Source organism: Pantoea sp. alder81 (genome assembly GCF_020179835.1).
Classification (GTDB): domain Bacteria; phylum Pseudomonadota; class Gammaproteobacteria; order Enterobacterales; family Enterobacteriaceae; genus Pantoea.
This window is the reverse complement of record NZ_JAIUDA010000006.1, coordinates 1-13883: the sequence shown is the minus strand read 5'-3', so window position 1 is coordinate 13883 and position 13883 is coordinate 1. Positions and strand designations below refer to the sequence as shown.

Annotated in this window: 18 protein-coding genes; 16 read left to right on the top strand and 2 right to left on the bottom strand. The window is 54.6% G+C overall.

Annotated elements, in window-relative coordinates; genetic code table 11:
* The first annotated feature begins 28 nt into the window (after positions 1-28).
* The 16 genes from LBW88_RS16595 (at position 29) to LBW88_RS16520 (ending at position 13252) form a co-directional block, all read left to right on the top strand.
* The gene (locus LBW88_RS16595; protein WP_224933596.1) at positions 29-358 is read left to right on the top strand and encodes an RAQPRD family integrative conjugative element protein; all 330 of its coding nucleotides are present in this window, start codon (positions 29-31) and stop codon (positions 356-358) included.
* A complete protein-coding gene (locus LBW88_RS16590; RefSeq protein ID WP_224933597.1) occupies positions 349-591 on the top strand; it encodes a TIGR03758 family integrating conjugative element protein in 243 nt (80 codons plus the stop codon). The genes LBW88_RS16595 and LBW88_RS16590 overlap by 10 nt, the downstream gene beginning before the upstream one ends.
* Before the next feature lie 46 nt (positions 592-637).
* Positions 638-1015, top strand: coding sequence for a TIGR03745 family integrating conjugative element membrane protein (locus LBW88_RS16585; RefSeq protein ID WP_224933598.1), 378 nt, complete (start codon positions 638-640; stop codon positions 1013-1015).
* A 10-nt stretch (positions 1016-1025) separates the two neighbouring features.
* Positions 1026-1388: a TIGR03750 family conjugal transfer protein gene (locus LBW88_RS16580; RefSeq protein WP_034892368.1), complete on the top strand. Its 363-nt coding sequence runs from the start codon at positions 1026-1028 to the stop codon at positions 1386-1388.
* Complete coding sequence (locus tag LBW88_RS16575; RefSeq protein ID WP_224933599.1) at positions 1385-2044, top strand: PFL_4703 family integrating conjugative element protein; 660 nt, start codon at positions 1385-1387, stop codon at positions 2042-2044. Before LBW88_RS16580 ends, LBW88_RS16575 begins: the two co-directional genes overlap by 4 nt.
* A complete protein-coding gene (locus LBW88_RS16570; protein WP_224933600.1) occupies positions 2044-2904 on the top strand; it encodes a TIGR03749 family integrating conjugative element protein in 861 nt (286 codons plus the stop codon). The genes LBW88_RS16575 and LBW88_RS16570 overlap by 1 nt, the downstream gene beginning before the upstream one ends.
* Positions 2894-4384 (top strand): TIGR03752 family integrating conjugative element protein, encoded by a 1491-nt coding sequence (locus LBW88_RS16565; protein WP_224933601.1) that lies wholly within the window; start codon positions 2894-2896, stop codon positions 4382-4384. The genes LBW88_RS16570 and LBW88_RS16565 overlap by 11 nt, the downstream gene beginning before the upstream one ends.
* An 11-nt stretch (positions 4385-4395) precedes the next feature.
* Positions 4396-4809 carry a TIGR03751 family conjugal transfer lipoprotein gene (locus LBW88_RS16560; protein WP_224933602.1) on the top strand — a complete coding sequence of 138 codons (414 nt, stop codon included), beginning with the start codon at positions 4396-4398 and terminating at the stop codon, positions 4807-4809.
* Positions 4809-7613, top strand: a complete 2805-nt coding sequence (locus tag LBW88_RS16555) for a conjugative transfer ATPase (protein ID WP_414004094.1) — start codon at positions 4809-4811, stop codon at positions 7611-7613. The genes LBW88_RS16560 and LBW88_RS16555 overlap by 1 nt, the downstream gene beginning before the upstream one ends.
* 12 nt (positions 7614-7625) lie before the next feature.
* Positions 7626-8021 carry a hypothetical protein gene (locus LBW88_RS16550; RefSeq protein ID WP_224933603.1) on the top strand — a complete coding sequence of 132 codons (396 nt, stop codon included), beginning with the start codon at positions 7626-7628 and terminating at the stop codon, positions 8019-8021.
* Positions 8022-8091: 70 nt separating this feature from the next.
* The gene (locus tag LBW88_RS16545) at positions 8092-8403 is read left to right on the top strand and encodes a hypothetical protein (RefSeq protein WP_224933604.1); all 312 of its coding nucleotides are present in this window, start codon (positions 8092-8094) and stop codon (positions 8401-8403) included.
* A 255-nt stretch (positions 8404-8658) separates the two neighbouring features.
* Positions 8659-9051 (top strand): TIGR03757 family integrating conjugative element protein, encoded by a 393-nt coding sequence (locus tag LBW88_RS16540; protein WP_224933605.1) that lies wholly within the window; start codon positions 8659-8661, stop codon positions 9049-9051.
* Positions 9048-10010 carry a TIGR03756 family integrating conjugative element protein gene (locus tag LBW88_RS16535; RefSeq protein ID WP_224933606.1) on the top strand — a complete coding sequence of 321 codons (963 nt, stop codon included), beginning with the start codon at positions 9048-9050 and terminating at the stop codon, positions 10008-10010. Before LBW88_RS16540 ends, LBW88_RS16535 begins: the two co-directional genes overlap by 4 nt.
* Complete coding sequence (locus LBW88_RS16530) at positions 10007-11422, top strand: integrating conjugative element protein (RefSeq protein ID WP_414004095.1); 1416 nt, start codon at positions 10007-10009, stop codon at positions 11420-11422. Before LBW88_RS16535 ends, LBW88_RS16530 begins: the two co-directional genes overlap by 4 nt.
* 1 nt (position 11423) lies before the next feature.
* A complete protein-coding gene (locus LBW88_RS16525; RefSeq protein ID WP_224933607.1) occupies positions 11424-11744 on the top strand; it encodes a hypothetical protein in 321 nt (106 codons plus the stop codon).
* Positions 11744-13252 carry a conjugal transfer protein TraG N-terminal domain-containing protein gene (locus LBW88_RS16520; RefSeq protein WP_224933608.1) on the top strand — a complete coding sequence of 503 codons (1509 nt, stop codon included), beginning with the start codon at positions 11744-11746 and terminating at the stop codon, positions 13250-13252. The genes LBW88_RS16525 and LBW88_RS16520 overlap by 1 nt, the downstream gene beginning before the upstream one ends.
* Before the next feature lie 105 nt (positions 13253-13357).
* Here the strand turns inward: LBW88_RS16520 and LBW88_RS16515 are convergent, their stop codons facing one another.
* Together LBW88_RS16515 and LBW88_RS16510 are read right to left on the bottom strand one after the other, a co-directional pair.
* Complete coding sequence (locus tag LBW88_RS16515; protein ID WP_224933609.1) at positions 13358-13681, bottom strand: DUF3742 family protein; 324 nt, start codon at positions 13679-13681, stop codon at positions 13358-13360.
* Between the two features lie 105 nt (positions 13682-13786).
* Positions 13787-13883 (bottom strand): IS3 family transposase (locus LBW88_RS16510; protein ID WP_224933018.1); only part of this gene is annotated, 97 nt, incomplete at its 5' end.

Here is a 13883-nt window from a genome sequence, read left to right as displayed (position 1 = left end):
CATATCATGAGATCTTCTAATGAATGCAATGAGAAAACCAAGTCTGGCTGCGAACATCGGGGCAATCTCTCTTCTAATTTTCACTGGAAATGCATATTGCTCAGAACTCGACGAACTAGCCACCACTCAACGCCTGCTCGATCAAGTCCAGCTCTCCCTCGACCGTGCCCGCACTGTCGCCGCGCAATCCGATCCCAATAACCGCCGCCGTTACCTGTTCGACTACAAAAAAGCCAACGAAGACCTCAACACCATGCGTGCTGGCATTGACCGCTATACGCAGCCTTCGCGTGCGCAGCCGCTGGATTACGGCAAGGTCAGCGGCGACTACACGCGAGGCCGTCCGCTATGGCGATGACCGCCGCGCAGGTCAACGCGTTTAAAACGGCATCCGGCAACATCGATATTAGCGTTCTGTATCTGGTATCCGTTGGGCTACTACTGTGCGTGCTGTTTCTCTGGGCAGCATGGGCGGCGGTAGATGTCTGGCATGGCTGGGCAAATACCAAAGTCAGGGATGCCGCGCTTGCCCGATTTGTTATCCGTTCTGTGGCTTTACTGATCGTCTGCATCTGGATGTTCGCCAGTTAATGCAGACATTTTCGAAGTGCCTTTACCCGTCAAAGAGGAATGTTCCATGAAATCAAAGTTAGTTCGCTTGTCTCGCTTTAAAGACCGTCAGGTCATGCGTCTGGGTTCCGGGCTGATTCTGGCTTGGTTGTCGTGCAAACCGGCGCTAGCCGATCTCCCTACCGTTGAAGCACCTGAATCCAGCGGCGGCACCGGGTTGATGGGCCAGATCAAAGGTTACGCGCAGGACTTCATTGTGTTCGCGGGTCTGCTGGTTTGCGCCGTGGCATTTATCAACGTCGCAACCAGCGCGGTGCATACATTTGTAGAAGTGCGTAACGAGCGCGCCACCTGGACCAAGTTTGGCTCCATCGTAGCGACCGGCGTCGTGTTACTGGTCGCGACAATCTGGCTGCTCGGTCAGTCTGCCGAAATCATTCTGTAAGGGGATTAGCATGCAGACCATCCGTTTCTTACCCGATCGACTGAATGCTGAGCCTGTCGTATTTCGCGGTTTCACCACGCCGGAATTGGGGTTGGCGGCATTGATTGGATTAGCGGTTGGAGGTGTGGTGTGTCTGCCGTTTTTTCCACTGGTTGGCTGGGTCATCATCCCGACCGGGATGCTGCTCATGCCGCTGCTACTCATTGCGTTTGGCGGGCGCTGGATGGCCCGCCTTAAACGCGGCAAGCCAGAAAACTATATCTGGCAGCGGCTGGAGGAGAAGAAACGCCGGATGGGCTATGGCGATCGCTCTCTCATCATCAGCTCACACAGCTGGTCTCTGCGCCGTACACCTAAGGGAGCTGGAAAATGAGCCAGTTTCGCAATGCTATTCAACGCAGCGATCAGCACATCAAATCGCTGCGTATCTCGTGTGCTTTCCTTGTTCTGTTAGTGCTGATCACCTCAACTGGCTGGATGCTCGCCCCTCGCAGCATGACCATTCATAACCCGCCGGATCTACGCACCGGCAGCACGCGCCCGTGGTGGGAAGTGCCGCCGTCATCGGTATACGCCTTTGCCTTCTATATCTTCCAGCAGCTCAATGCTTGGCCGAAAAATGGTGAAACTGACTATCCCGCCAAGATTCGCGCGTTATCTGCTTACCTGACTCCGGCCTGCAAAGACTTCCTGGAAAGAGATGCCACCGAGCGCACTAACCGCAACGAGCTGATTGACCGCGTGCGTGTGGTGTATGAAATCCCCGAGCGCGGTTACAGCAGCAAAAGCGTCTCGGTGCGTGATCGTGATAACTGGGTGGCACGGCTGGATCTGGTAGCCGATGAGTATTTTCATACCGAGCCGGTTAAGCGCGCAATGGTGCGTTATCCAATGAAAGTCACGCGCTGGAATGGCGATCCCGAAACCAATCAGTTTGGTCTGGCGCTGGATTGCTACGACGGCGTGCCACAACGACTCGAAGCCGCACCACCGCAGCCGAAGCCTGAGCATAAGGGGATGTTTGAATGATGACGCTCACCAGATTGCATGTTGCCTGCAGGCTGATGTTGGCGGTGTTGCCAGTGGCAACACTTGTGCCGAATCCGGTTCAGGCGGTTGAATTAATGAAGTGGGAGCGCATCCCGCTGCAGGTCACGTTAAAGGTTGGTCAGGAGCGCGTGGTGTTCGTCGATAAAAACGTGCGCGTCGGCATCGCACCTGCACTTAAGAGCAAGCTGCGTGTGCAAAGCACCGGCGGCGCGGTTTACCTGAAAGCGAACGAAGCGTTTTCCCAGACCCGCATCCAGCTGCAGGATGTCGAGAACGGCGAGATCATCATGCTCGATGTCACCGCAGGTGCGAAGGGTTCAGCCGAGCCGGTGAAGCTGGTTTATGAAGATGGCGACAGCGAAGGCGATACAAACCCTGGGCAAGCTGAAGCTGCCAAAGAAGAGAAGAAAGTCAGCTACTCCGCGCCATTACCGGTGTTGCTCACGCGTTACGCATCGCAGCGATTGTATGCGCCGCTGCGCACGGTTGAGCCGGTTCCCGGCGTGCGTTCACTACCGCTGCATCTGCCAAGCCGCATTACCACGCTCTATCCCGCCGAACCGTTAGAGATCCAGCCCATCGCGGCGTGGGCAGTACAAAGTCAAAACGTCGTGGCGTTTCGCGTGCGCAATATGACCAGCCGCAAAATCGTTCTCGATCCCCGCTCGCTGCAGGGCAAGTTTGTCTCCGCTACTTTCCAGCACCGTTTTCTCGGTTTAGTCGGCACGCCCGAAGACACCACCATGCTGTATCTGGTAATGGATTCGCGCCCCGAAAACGCATTGATTCCTGAAGCGAAGGTAAGCCGCAAAGCGCGAGGTAAACAGCATGCAGATTAAATCGAACACGCTGGTCAAAGTGCTGGTGCCGGTCTTTCTACTCGCGGGCGTTGCGGTGGGCATGAAAAGTTGCAGCATCAAAAGTGAGACGGAGAAAACCAGTGCCACGCCAGAAAAGCCTAAAGCGCTGGCCGATCTGACGCCTGCCGAACTCAAGGCGCTGGGCGTTGAAGGTGATACGCCAGAAGATACGCTGCGTACGCTGGTCGGCACGCTGAAAACCATTCGCGGCAAACAGGAAACGCTCGACCGCCAGAATCTCGACCTGGTGAAAGAGAACGAGCGACTGCGTACGCGTAATCAGAACGTTGCCGGACAGGTAAACGAAGCGGTATCGAACTATCAAAAAATTGCCGAAGACCGCCGCCAGCAGTTACAGCAGGAGCAGCAATCGCTGTCCAGCAAAGTGCAGGAGCTGAGCAACCAACTGGCCAAACGCATGGCTTCCGATAAGCAGGATCAGAATAACAGCGATATTCCGCTGGGACTTGGTCTGGATGATGTTGCCAGTGGCAACAGCAACGATGGCGTGATGTGGGTTTCACCCAGCGATCAGCGCAGCAGCAGCACGGACGCGGGCACAACATCCAGCAATGGCAAATCAGCAATCGGCGGATTCCCGACTTCGTTCCTCGGCGATAACGCGCTGAGTAAGAGTAAAAGCAATTACGAGCAGAAGGTGAAAGGCTACTCAAACAGCCAGAAAGAGGAGGAAAGCACCGAACCGGTGTATACGCTGCCGGAAAACTCCACGCTAATTGGCAGCAAAGGCATGACCGCGCTGCTGGGACGCGTTCCAATTAATGGCACCGTCACCGATCCTTATCCATTCAAAGTACTGATTGGCCGCGACAACCTGACAGCCAACGGCATCGATTTACCCGATGTTGAAGGCGCGATTGTTTCCGGCACCGCATCCGGCGACTGGACGCTCTCCTGCGTGCGCGGCCAGGTGAACTCCATCACCTTCGTCTTTAGCGATGGCCGGGTGCGCACGCTGCCGCGCCCTGATAACAACGGCAAGAGCAACGGCCAGGATGGCGGCAAAAAGCAGGACGGCGGCATTGGCTGGATCTCGGATGAAGCCGGTATTCCCTGCATCAGCGGCACGCGCAAATCCAACGCATCAACTTACCTGCCGACCCTCTTCGCGCTTTCCGGCGCAGCCGCTGCCGGTGAAGCGCTCAACGAAAATCAGCGTACCGGGCAAACCAATGCTTATGGCGGCGTGACTTCCACGCTTACCGGCGATGCCGGTCAAGCGGCGATGGGCAAAGCGATTGCCGGTGGCGTCGGTGATGTCTCCGAATGGGTGAAGCAGCGTTACGGGCAAACCTTCGATGCGGTGTATGTGCCACCCGGCGCGAATCTGGCCGTTCACATCACTCAGCAGCTGGCGATCGATTACGAAGATAAAGGCCGCAAGGTGCGTTACGACTTCAGCGTACCGGGTAATGCCGCGCGCATCGGGCTGGACTAAGGAGATTGCGAATGAACAAAGCATTTATGCCGGTCGCGCTCGCCGCGCTGGTTTCGGTCATTTCAGGCTGCAGCACCTCGAAAGAAGAGATGCTACCAGCAGGCGACAGCAACATGCTCGAGCTGTGGCAAGGTAAAGGTGCGAACGGTTCAGCTCAGCGCGGTACGCAGGGACGTGAAGCGCTGCGGCGTCCGCTGAGTGAAATAGAAGATCAGCGCGCCGACAAACTCGACCATTCATACAGCCGTACGCAGGAAAGTGAGATCACACAGCAGTTCCCGCGCCTGCCTAATCCCGACATGGTGATGTACGTCTTTCCGCACCTTGCCGGTGGCAACTCTCCGGTTCCCGGTTACAGCACGGTATTTCCGTTTTACAGCCAGGTGCAGTACGCCTTGCCAGGTGAGCGCACGGAGGGTCTGTAATGATGTTTTCCCTGTTTAAAAAGCCTGCCTTAGCAGCCGACCCGATTCCTGCAAGTAGCCAGCCGCAGCCACTGCAGCGCCCCGGCAAAATGACGGTGCAGGATGAAGCGGCGCTCTATCACGCCAAGCCTTCCATCATTGATTACCTGCCGTGGGCCGAATATCTGCCGGAAGACAAATGCCTGCTGCTTGATGACGGCGTTTCTGTTGGTGCGGTTTATACCATCACGCCGATTTCGTCCGAAGGCCGCACCGCCGCGCGCCTGGAGGAAATTCGCGACCAGGTTGAAGATGCGCTGCAGGACAGCCTGGAAGAAGACGATATCTCGCCGTGGGTGGTGCAGTTCTTCTGCCAGGATGAAGACGATCCTGCCGCCTATCTGCGCACGGTCAAAGAATATGTAAAACCCTGGGCGCGCGGCACGGAATTTACAGATGCCTGGCTGGGTGAAACCGAGCGCCATTTACGGGACATCGCCATTCCAACGGGCTTGTTCCGCGACACGCTGGTTACTGGTCAGCCGTGGCGCGGTCAGCAGCGCCGCACACGCATGGTGATTTATCGCTGGGTACCAAGTGCCGCCAAGGGTGTGAAAGACGTTCATGCGCTGCCGCCCGTCACAATGCTGAATCAGGTTTGCGACCGATTGGCGGCCTCACTCGGCGCATCGGGCGTTGCCTGTCAGCGCCAGACCGGCGCACAGATTCATGAGTGGCTGCTGCGCCTGTTCAATCCCGATCCGCAGCACGGCCTGAGCAAAGAAGCGTTTTATGCCGCCGCGAAGCATCATGATGCGCAAGCTGGCGAGCTGCCGATGACCAACGATTTTGCCGAAACGCTGTGGTACACGCCACCGCGTTCGGATGTGGAGAACGGCGTGTGGTGGTTCGACGATAAGCCCCATCGCGCCATCGCCATCGAGCGTCTGCGCCGCCCGCCTGAACCTGGCATGTTGACCGGCGAAATGGCGCGCGGCGAGCATATCAATGCGCTAATGGATCTGCTGCCCGAAGGCACTGTGGTTTCACTGACCATCGTTTCCCAGCCGCAGGACGTGCTGGAAAACGACTTCATTAAGTTGGCCAAAAACGCCGTAGGTGAAAACACCGAATCCGGGCGCGTGCGCGAGGATGTGCGTGAAGTGAAAGAGTATCTTGGCCGCCGCCACAAGCTGTATCGCGGCGCGCTGACTTTCATGCTGCGCGGCAACGATCTGGCCGACCTCAACCGACGCCAGCAAAACATGTCAGCGGTGCTGCTGACCTCTGGCCTGCAGCCGGTGCGACCTGAATACAACGTTTCCCCACTGAATACCTGGCTGCGCGCGCTACCTATGTGTTTTAACCCGCAGAAAGACCGTCGCCACTGGTATACGCGCTTGACATGGGTGCAGCATCTGGCCGGTTTATTGCCCGTAACGGGGCGAGCGACCGGCAGCGGCCATCCTGGCTTCAGCTTCTTTAATCGCGGCGGCGAACCGCTGACCTTCGACCCGATGAATAAGCAGGACCGCACGCAGAACGCGCATATGCTGCTGTTCGGGCCAACCGGCGCAGGTAAATCGGCAACGTTGTGTGCGACGCTTTCCCAGTTAATGGCCATTCATCGTCCGCGACTGTTTATTGCCGAAGCCGGTAACTCATTTGGCCTGTACGCTGACTATTGCGAAAGTCTTGGGCTGACGGTGAATAAAATCAGCATCCGCCCCGGCTGCGGTGTCAGTCTGGCGCTTTTCGCGGATGCGCATCAGCTGCTCGACCTCAAGCCTGAACAACTGCAGCTTAACGAAGCCGATATCCCGGACGCCGATGAAGATGAAGGTGATGAACAGCGCGACATCCTCGGTGAGATGGAGATCGCCGCGCGCATGATGATTACCGGCGGCGAAAAGCGCGAAGAGGAACGGTTAACACGCTCTGACCGTGGTCTGATCCGTGAGGCCATTATGATGGCGGCGCAAACCAGCTACGACGCGTCGCGCCAGATGATTGCTGAGGATCTGCAGACTGCCCTGTTTGCTATTGCGCGCGATAACAGTGTTGATAGCAGCGGCCAGCCTTTGCTGACCGAGCGCCGTCGCGCACGTGCCGATGAAATGGCCGGAGCAATGTCGATGTTTACCAGCGGTTTTGAAGGTGAGCTGTTCAACCGCCCCGGCACGCCGTGGCCAGAAGCCGATGTCACGCTTATCGATTTAGGTACGCTGGCGCGTGAGAACTATGGTGCGCAGATGGCGCTGGCGATGGTTTCCCTAGTGAATAGCATCAACAACATCGCCGAGCGCGATCAGTATCTCGACCGTGAAATCGTCTTTGCCATCGATGAAGCGCACATCACCACCACCAATCCGCTGCTGTCTCCATACATGACCAAAGTGGTCAAGATGTGGCGTAAGCTCGGTGCCTGGCTGTGGATGGCGACGCAAAACTTAGCGGATTACCCGGACATCGCCGAGAAGATGCTGAACATGGCCGAATGGTGGCTGTGCCTTACCATGCCGCCAGATGAAGTGGAGCAGATCGCACGCTTTAAGAAGCTGAGCGATGAACAGAAATCGGTGTTGCTCTCAGCCAGCAAACTGCCGCGCTGCTACACCGAAGGCGTGGTGCTGTCGAAGAAAACCGAAGCGCTATTCAGGGCCGTGCCGCCCAGCCTTTACCTTGCTCTCGGTATGACCGAAAAAGAGGAAAAAGCTGAGCGCCGCAAGCTGATGAAGTTGCATAACTGTAGTGAGCTGGAAGCTGCAGTGATCGTTGCGCGCCAGCTTGATGCGGCGCGTGGCCTCAAGTCTGCCACTGCATAACCAGGGAACCGTATGTTAAAACTAAAATATCCCGTACCCCGTATTACCACAGCAATTTCCCGGCATGCAGCACGCACGCTGTTTACCCTGATGCCTCAGGGTGAGCCAGAAATATTAATCAGCGATCTGGCTTTACTGGACCGGCTTTGCGATGAAATCCGTACGCGCGTTAATCCGCCCGTGCAGATCACCAGCCATCCACAACGTGTAGGCACTCATTCATGCCTTGCGCTGAACTTCAAAGGCAAGCTGTGTAGCTCTATTGATTTACTGATTACAGTGAATGGCCACCTGAGCTGGCCAACGCAAGATGACTACCACCATCCGCGCTGGTATATGACGGTGGTGGATGCGGCGGACCTGCTTTATTTGCAGTTATATCTAGCCCACCAACTTACAAAAAAGTAGTTTCATGGCTTCTTTCTCCATCGGATTCATTGAGTTAATGTAACTCTCTCATTACTTAAGGAGGAAGAACATGATTGTTAGAACATGGCATGGTTGTGTACCGCTTGAGCATGCGGAAGGTTTTGCAACTCACCTTCAACTGACTGGCGTAAAACATTCTCAGGGAATTGAAGGCAATCTTGGTGCTGAGGTAAAACGTCTCACACAACAAAATTGGGAACATTTTTTCCTGGCTACCTATTGGACTGATATCGAATCAATCAAAGCTTTTGCCGGTGAAGATTATCATGTCGCTGTGACTTACCCCGAAGATGAGAAGTTCAGCTTGTTATCTGATCCCTACGTTTTCCAGCATGAAGTTAAGACAATTACCTCTCTTTAAATCCTTATGGCCAGGTAATCAATCAACACGAAATGACGCACAAATCAGACCTCACTTAATTGTGTACTGGTCCTGAAATCAGCATAGTGTGCCTGTCTCCAGTCCAAAGGTTACATCTTCCTTCAGGTAAGTTGTTCTGCACCCCTTTGGGCTGGGGATTTATTTAATTCCGCAATCCGGCACAGAGTTGTTTACTGTGTTGCTCAGTTTTACAGCGCAACGTAATGGCTTCACTCACTTTGTGGAGTAAGTCTGATGAAAGCGCTGCTTCCGCTTGTACTGATGCTTCTGGCATCGCCTACCTTTGCTGCGATTACCGTATTTACCACTGCGAATCATCCGGCCATTAATGCTGGTGCCAATACTCGTGTCATTTTTCTTGATGCGCCTGATCGACTGCAGGAAGCAATCCTTGGCCAGTTCAACAGTGATCCCGCCCGCGCTGCTCAGGAGGCGAAAAGCGGCCTACAGCAAATGAGTGTTGAGCAGCAGCAGCAGATAGTTGAAGCCTGGCGAGGCGTAATCGCTGCATGGAAGCTGGGCATCGAGAAATATCCCGCAGTGGTGTTTGATGACGTTGATGTGGTGTATGGCACCACTGATGTTGGCCTTGCCAGCAACATTCGCACGCAAGGTGGCCACCAATGACGCGCGCGAAACTAGCTGGCGCTGCATTGCTTTTCGCTGCGATGCAGCCAGCAACTGAAGCGGCGATCACCAGCGCCCAGATAATCGCGAGTGCGGTTTCTCCTTCCTGCATCAGCTGGCGCGTAAGTGGGATTTGCTACTGGCTGTTTTGCACGCCGTTTGGGTGCAAAGTGCGTACGTCGGTGAAAGTGACACACTTCATACCTGAAGCCGTAGTGTCGGCGTATGCGCAACTTGGCGCGAATCCGTGGAGCGAAATGGCATTCGTCAGCCAGACCGCAGGCGGGCTGGAAAATGGCATGTACGGCGTGCCAGCCGGTGGCGGCAATGAGGAGCTAAAAGCACCGGGTAAACGCATAACCAATCTGCACTTCAAATATGCCGATGCGATTGGCCATCCAGCGACTTCGCTGATTGGCGGCAGCATCTCTGGCTATTCCTGCAAAAGCGCGGCAAAGCCATTCAATCCCTATTTTCTGAGCACGTTTGATACGCTGGCATGGCGTAGCGGCATACCTGAATCGCTCTACCCGGAAGCACTGGTGCCAGGCATGCGCGAGATCGGCAGTCAGGCAGCGGCCAATATGTGGAGCAACGTCTATCCGCGATCTGGCTTCGTCACACAGACAGATGATGACAAAGTCGCTGCCGTGGTCGCGCAGCGTGTTGCCGACATCATCACCCGCACTGGCCAGCCGCACGTTTATCAAACCCTCAAAGGCAATCCATCACCAGGTTACTGGCCGCCCGGTCCGGTCGAGGAAAATACCGGATTCAAAAATCACAAATGGCAGCGTCTGTCACCTCAGCTCAGTGAAACCTGCGCGGTGTTCCCGGATGGCAATTTCACGCCAGCGGTTGATGGCAATGAAGCCTTTGCACTCTGGCAACCTTACAGCTGTTGCCAGCGGCGCGGCCAGACCTTCCTCTACAGCACCGACTTTGGAGGTGAATCGTGATCTCTCGTTTTTCATTTGCCGCGTCTGCATTGCTGATTGCTACCAGCGTTCAGGCTTTTGACGTTTCATTGCCGCAGGTGCAGGACAGCAGCATGGGCTATGGCAAAAGCGCTAGCGGCGCGGTGTCCGACAAGCTGTTTTATACCCTAGGCGGCGGTTCGGTGATTTCGCAACCAGCCACGCGCAGTAGCATGCAGAAACTGGGGCTCGATGTGGGCTGGAGCTCAGACCTGCAATGCGGCAACTTCGACCTCAAGACTACCGTTGGTAACCAGCTCAACGGTATGACCAACGGTTTCAAAAATCTGATGGGCGATGTGGTTCAGGGCGCAACCGGCGCGGTGGCCAGCTTACCAGCAATGGTGATTCAGCGTGCCAATCCCGGCCTGTATGAAATGCTGACGAACGGCGTGCTGCAGGCCAACGTGGCCTTCGACAAGGCACAGCTGAACTGCCAGAACATGGCCAAACGCATGGTGGATTTCTCGGACTCCAGTAAATGGACACAGCAGGCAGCGATGGATGAGTACAAGAAGCTGGTGAACAGCGGCGACGCAGACGCCATACGCGTAAACGATGCCGGTGAGAAAGTGACTGGCGAGTCAGGCAGCAATTGGGTCGGTGGTGAAAAGCGCGGCGGACGTGGCCAGCGTGCGATCCGACCCACACATGATCTCACCGCTGCAGGCTACAACATGATGAACAACCTGGCTGTTACCAGCACCGGCAGCGTGACGGGTGACAGTTGCACGGGGGGCAGCTGTGGCAAATTTGCCAATTCTGAAGAAGCCGCCGCAGCCGTGGTGAAAGTACTGGGTGACCGCTCGATTCGCACCTGCAAAGATGCCGCGCAATGCACTGATGGTGATGTTGATCAGCAACCGGGCGCCAGCGTCGCGGGAACCGGATTTTCGCCCATGCTGGAAGAAGCTACGCGCATCAATGGCGAGCAATTGGTGAAACTGGTTAATGGTGCGGAAAAACCCAATGCCGAGAACCTGGCAAAGCTGCGCACAGGCAGCCTGGCGATCACCAGCGGCGTAATCAAAGCGCTACAGCGCGACCCGGACAACGCTGCACTTGTTGGCCGTCTGGCGGGCGAACTGGCAATGGCCGATACAGTTGAAACCGCGCTGCTGATGCGTCGAATGATTGTCACCGGCCAGTCAGAGCCAAACGCGGCTGCAATGCCTGAAGCACTGCAGGAAGGCGATCGTCGCGTTGAATCGCTCGATCGGGAAATCACCGCGCTCAAGAATGAAATGGAACTCAAGCGCGAGCTGGCGCGTAACTCTGTGCTGACCATCATCGATCGTGAAAACAATCGCGCCACCTCTAACCCGCAGCGCCAGCCGCATGAAAATACTGATTCGCGTTTCAATCAGCTTTCCGCCCCATCCGGGGAGGAGTGAGATGCGTAAATTTCTGAAGGTTTTCGCATGGCTGTTAACGTTCACCGCAATAGTCTGCATCGCCCTCGCTTTGTTCTGGTCTGCGAATAAATCACCTGAAGCACTGACGCATCTCATGCGCTGGTTCGATAGAACATGGGTTGTATGGCTGATATGGCGGCTGGTGATTTATGCGGTAACTGCTTATTTCGCCTATCAATGCTGGCAATTGAAGAAATCAGATCCCGCCTGGCGTCGCATGATTCTGCGCATCTGCAGCATTGGCACGCTCTATATCGTCGTCATGGAATGGGCGCTGTACTCCACAACAGGAGGCCACTGATGAGCACAAACAGCTATCTGGAGTTCTTTCTTACCCTACTGGGTTGGATCATCAATAATGGCATCTGGAGTCTGCTGATATCCACGGGCCTGTTTGCCGTGCCGCTGATTTTCAAAGTGGTTGGGATCTGGCTCAAGGTGCGCGAGGAAGGCGACGACGAGGGGAACAAAGGTAAGCTGTCACTGCCGCGCATCGAGAACGCGCTCTATAGCGCGTTTTTCGTCATGCTGGTTTGCTGCCTGCCGATCATTAACGTCAGCCTCGACAGCATTCAATACGATGAATCCCGCTCCAAAAGCTGCGGCACCTGGACGCCAAAAGCGCCGGATGAAAGCGGCTATTCGACGATTATTAGCAGCATGGATGGGCAAACTGCAGCAGCGCCAATTTGGTGGGTGCTGATGCACAAACTATCCAAAGGCATCACTCAGGCAGCTGTGGCCACTATTCCCTGCCGCCCTGATTTACGTCAGCTGCGCTTTGAAGTGCAGCACACCCGCATTAGCAATCCGGCACTCGCTGCCGAGCTCCAGGATTTCACCAACGACTGCTATGCGTTGGCACTTTACTTGTGGAAGCAGCAGGATCAGGGACAAACCAAAGAGGAAGATGCGCTGCGCGATGTTGAATGGCTTGGCAGCAGCACCTTTTTGAACGGCAGCGGTTATTACGATCAGCTCCAATCCAAGACGCCACGCGCATCATTCCCATGGAATGAAAGCCGCGACAGCGGCAGACCTGACACCGGTCGTGGTGGTTATCCAACCTGCCGAGAATGGTGGTCCAGTGCCGATACCGGGCTGGAGGCGCGAGTAGTTGATCAGGCATCACCCGGTATGTGGCTGCGCATGTCTGCTGCGTTGAAAATGATGGGCAAGGACAACACCGAATATAAAGAGAGCATTGTTCGCCGCCTGGTGAGCCCCGAAAGTTTGACTGTTTCACAAAATGGCCGCACTTATGCCGGTTATGGCGGCAATGCCGATTTCACGCTGGATAATTCTGCAAGCCGCATTGGCGGTATCGCGGGAATGTCTTTGGGTAGTTTGGCTGCGTTTCCAGCATTTGATGCGATGCGTCAGGCATTACCGATGGTGCAGGCATTATTGTTGATGGCGATATACGTGATGCTGCCGTTGATATTGGCATTTGGTAGTTATGAGTTTAAAACCGTTATCACCGTGAGTTTTGTAGTGTTCGCACTTAATTTCCTGACGTTCTGGTGGGAACTGGCGCGCTGGCTGGATAGTTGGCTAATGGAAGCGCTTTATAGTTCTGATACGCATAGCCGATGGAATGCGGCTGGGTTCCAGAATAGCTCTGACGATTTGATTATGAACTTTGTTATGGGGGCAATGTTTATTTTCTTACCAATGCTATGGGTGACTGCCTTTTCATGGGCTGGTATTAGAGTTGGTGGTTTGGCTGATGCAATGAGCTCTGGTGTGAAATCAACTCAATCTGCTGCAGGTAAAGTTGGAGAGAAAATTGGCGGAAGAATAGGATGAAATCAAAGGCGCATTGGACGCGCATAATTAACGCTCAAGCTAAGTAATATTACATCAGGATGCTGAGTATCAGCATAATTTTAATTAGTAGTCTAAGGGGGAAGATCAATCATCATCTCTCACTCCACCTGAATAATATCCATACCCCTCTGGTCCATCACGATAACCATCTCCTCGCGGCTCATCTTCATCGTCAAAAACGGTACTACTGTAATCAGTATCGTGATCGTGACTTTCAGTATTGCTATAAATAAAAGCGCCGAGAACAATAGTTGCAACAAGGAATATAATCCCTGAAAGATAGTTGAAAAGAAAAATGGCAACTAGTGCAGTAATACAGGCAATCAGAACTCTACCGCTTGTTGAAGCGGGAAGCTTATTCTTAATATTTTTAAGTTTACCTCTGAAGTGCCTACTTTGAATGCGCACGATTGCCTCAATTCCAGAATGCATATCCTAAAGTCTAATCCCTAAACTTGATGACGCAACCTATATCGACTTGTTTGATCCTACCCACGTAATGTGGACACGGCCCTAAGCGAGATTCAGATTTTCAAATTGTTCCGGGCTGAGTCCCCCACAGGCACTGTGGCGGCGCCACCGATTGTAATCACACTCGATATAATTAAAC

What these genes read in the sequence shown, in the direction of transcription:
- LBW88_RS16545 (WP_224933604.1), top strand. Translation starts at nt 8,092, where the DNA reads ATGATTGTTAGAACATGGCATGGTTGTGTACCGCTTGAGCATGCGGAA.
- LBW88_RS16540 (WP_224933605.1), top strand. Translation starts at nt 8,659, where the DNA reads ATGAAAGCGCTGCTTCCGCTTGTACTGATGCTTCTGGCATCGCCTACC.
- LBW88_RS16580 (WP_034892368.1), top strand. Translation starts at nt 1,026, where the DNA reads ATGCAGACCATCCGTTTCTTACCCGATCGACTGAATGCTGAGCCTGTC.
- LBW88_RS16555 (WP_414004094.1), top strand. Translation starts at nt 4,809, where the DNA reads ATGATGTTTTCCCTGTTTAAAAAGCCTGCCTTAGCAGCCGACCCGATT.
- LBW88_RS16550 (WP_224933603.1), top strand. Translation starts at nt 7,626, where the DNA reads ATGTTAAAACTAAAATATCCCGTACCCCGTATTACCACAGCAATTTCC.
- LBW88_RS16595 (WP_224933596.1), top strand. Translation starts at nt 29, where the DNA reads ATGAGAAAACCAAGTCTGGCTGCGAACATCGGGGCAATCTCTCTTCTA.
- LBW88_RS16590 (WP_224933597.1), top strand. Translation starts at nt 349, where the DNA reads ATGGCGATGACCGCCGCGCAGGTCAACGCGTTTAAAACGGCATCCGGC.
- LBW88_RS16535 (WP_224933606.1), top strand. Translation starts at nt 9,048, where the DNA reads ATGACGCGCGCGAAACTAGCTGGCGCTGCATTGCTTTTCGCTGCGATG.
- LBW88_RS16585 (WP_224933598.1), top strand. Translation starts at nt 638, where the DNA reads ATGAAATCAAAGTTAGTTCGCTTGTCTCGCTTTAAAGACCGTCAGGTC.
- LBW88_RS16565 (WP_224933601.1), top strand. Translation starts at nt 2,894, where the DNA reads ATGCAGATTAAATCGAACACGCTGGTCAAAGTGCTGGTGCCGGTCTTT.
- LBW88_RS16560 (WP_224933602.1), top strand. Translation starts at nt 4,396, where the DNA reads ATGAACAAAGCATTTATGCCGGTCGCGCTCGCCGCGCTGGTTTCGGTC.
- LBW88_RS16575 (WP_224933599.1), top strand. Translation starts at nt 1,385, where the DNA reads ATGAGCCAGTTTCGCAATGCTATTCAACGCAGCGATCAGCACATCAAA.
- LBW88_RS16525 (WP_224933607.1), top strand. Translation starts at nt 11,424, where the DNA reads ATGCGTAAATTTCTGAAGGTTTTCGCATGGCTGTTAACGTTCACCGCA.
- LBW88_RS16570 (WP_224933600.1), top strand. Translation starts at nt 2,044, where the DNA reads ATGACGCTCACCAGATTGCATGTTGCCTGCAGGCTGATGTTGGCGGTG.
- LBW88_RS16520 (WP_224933608.1), top strand. Translation starts at nt 11,744, where the DNA reads ATGAGCACAAACAGCTATCTGGAGTTCTTTCTTACCCTACTGGGTTGG.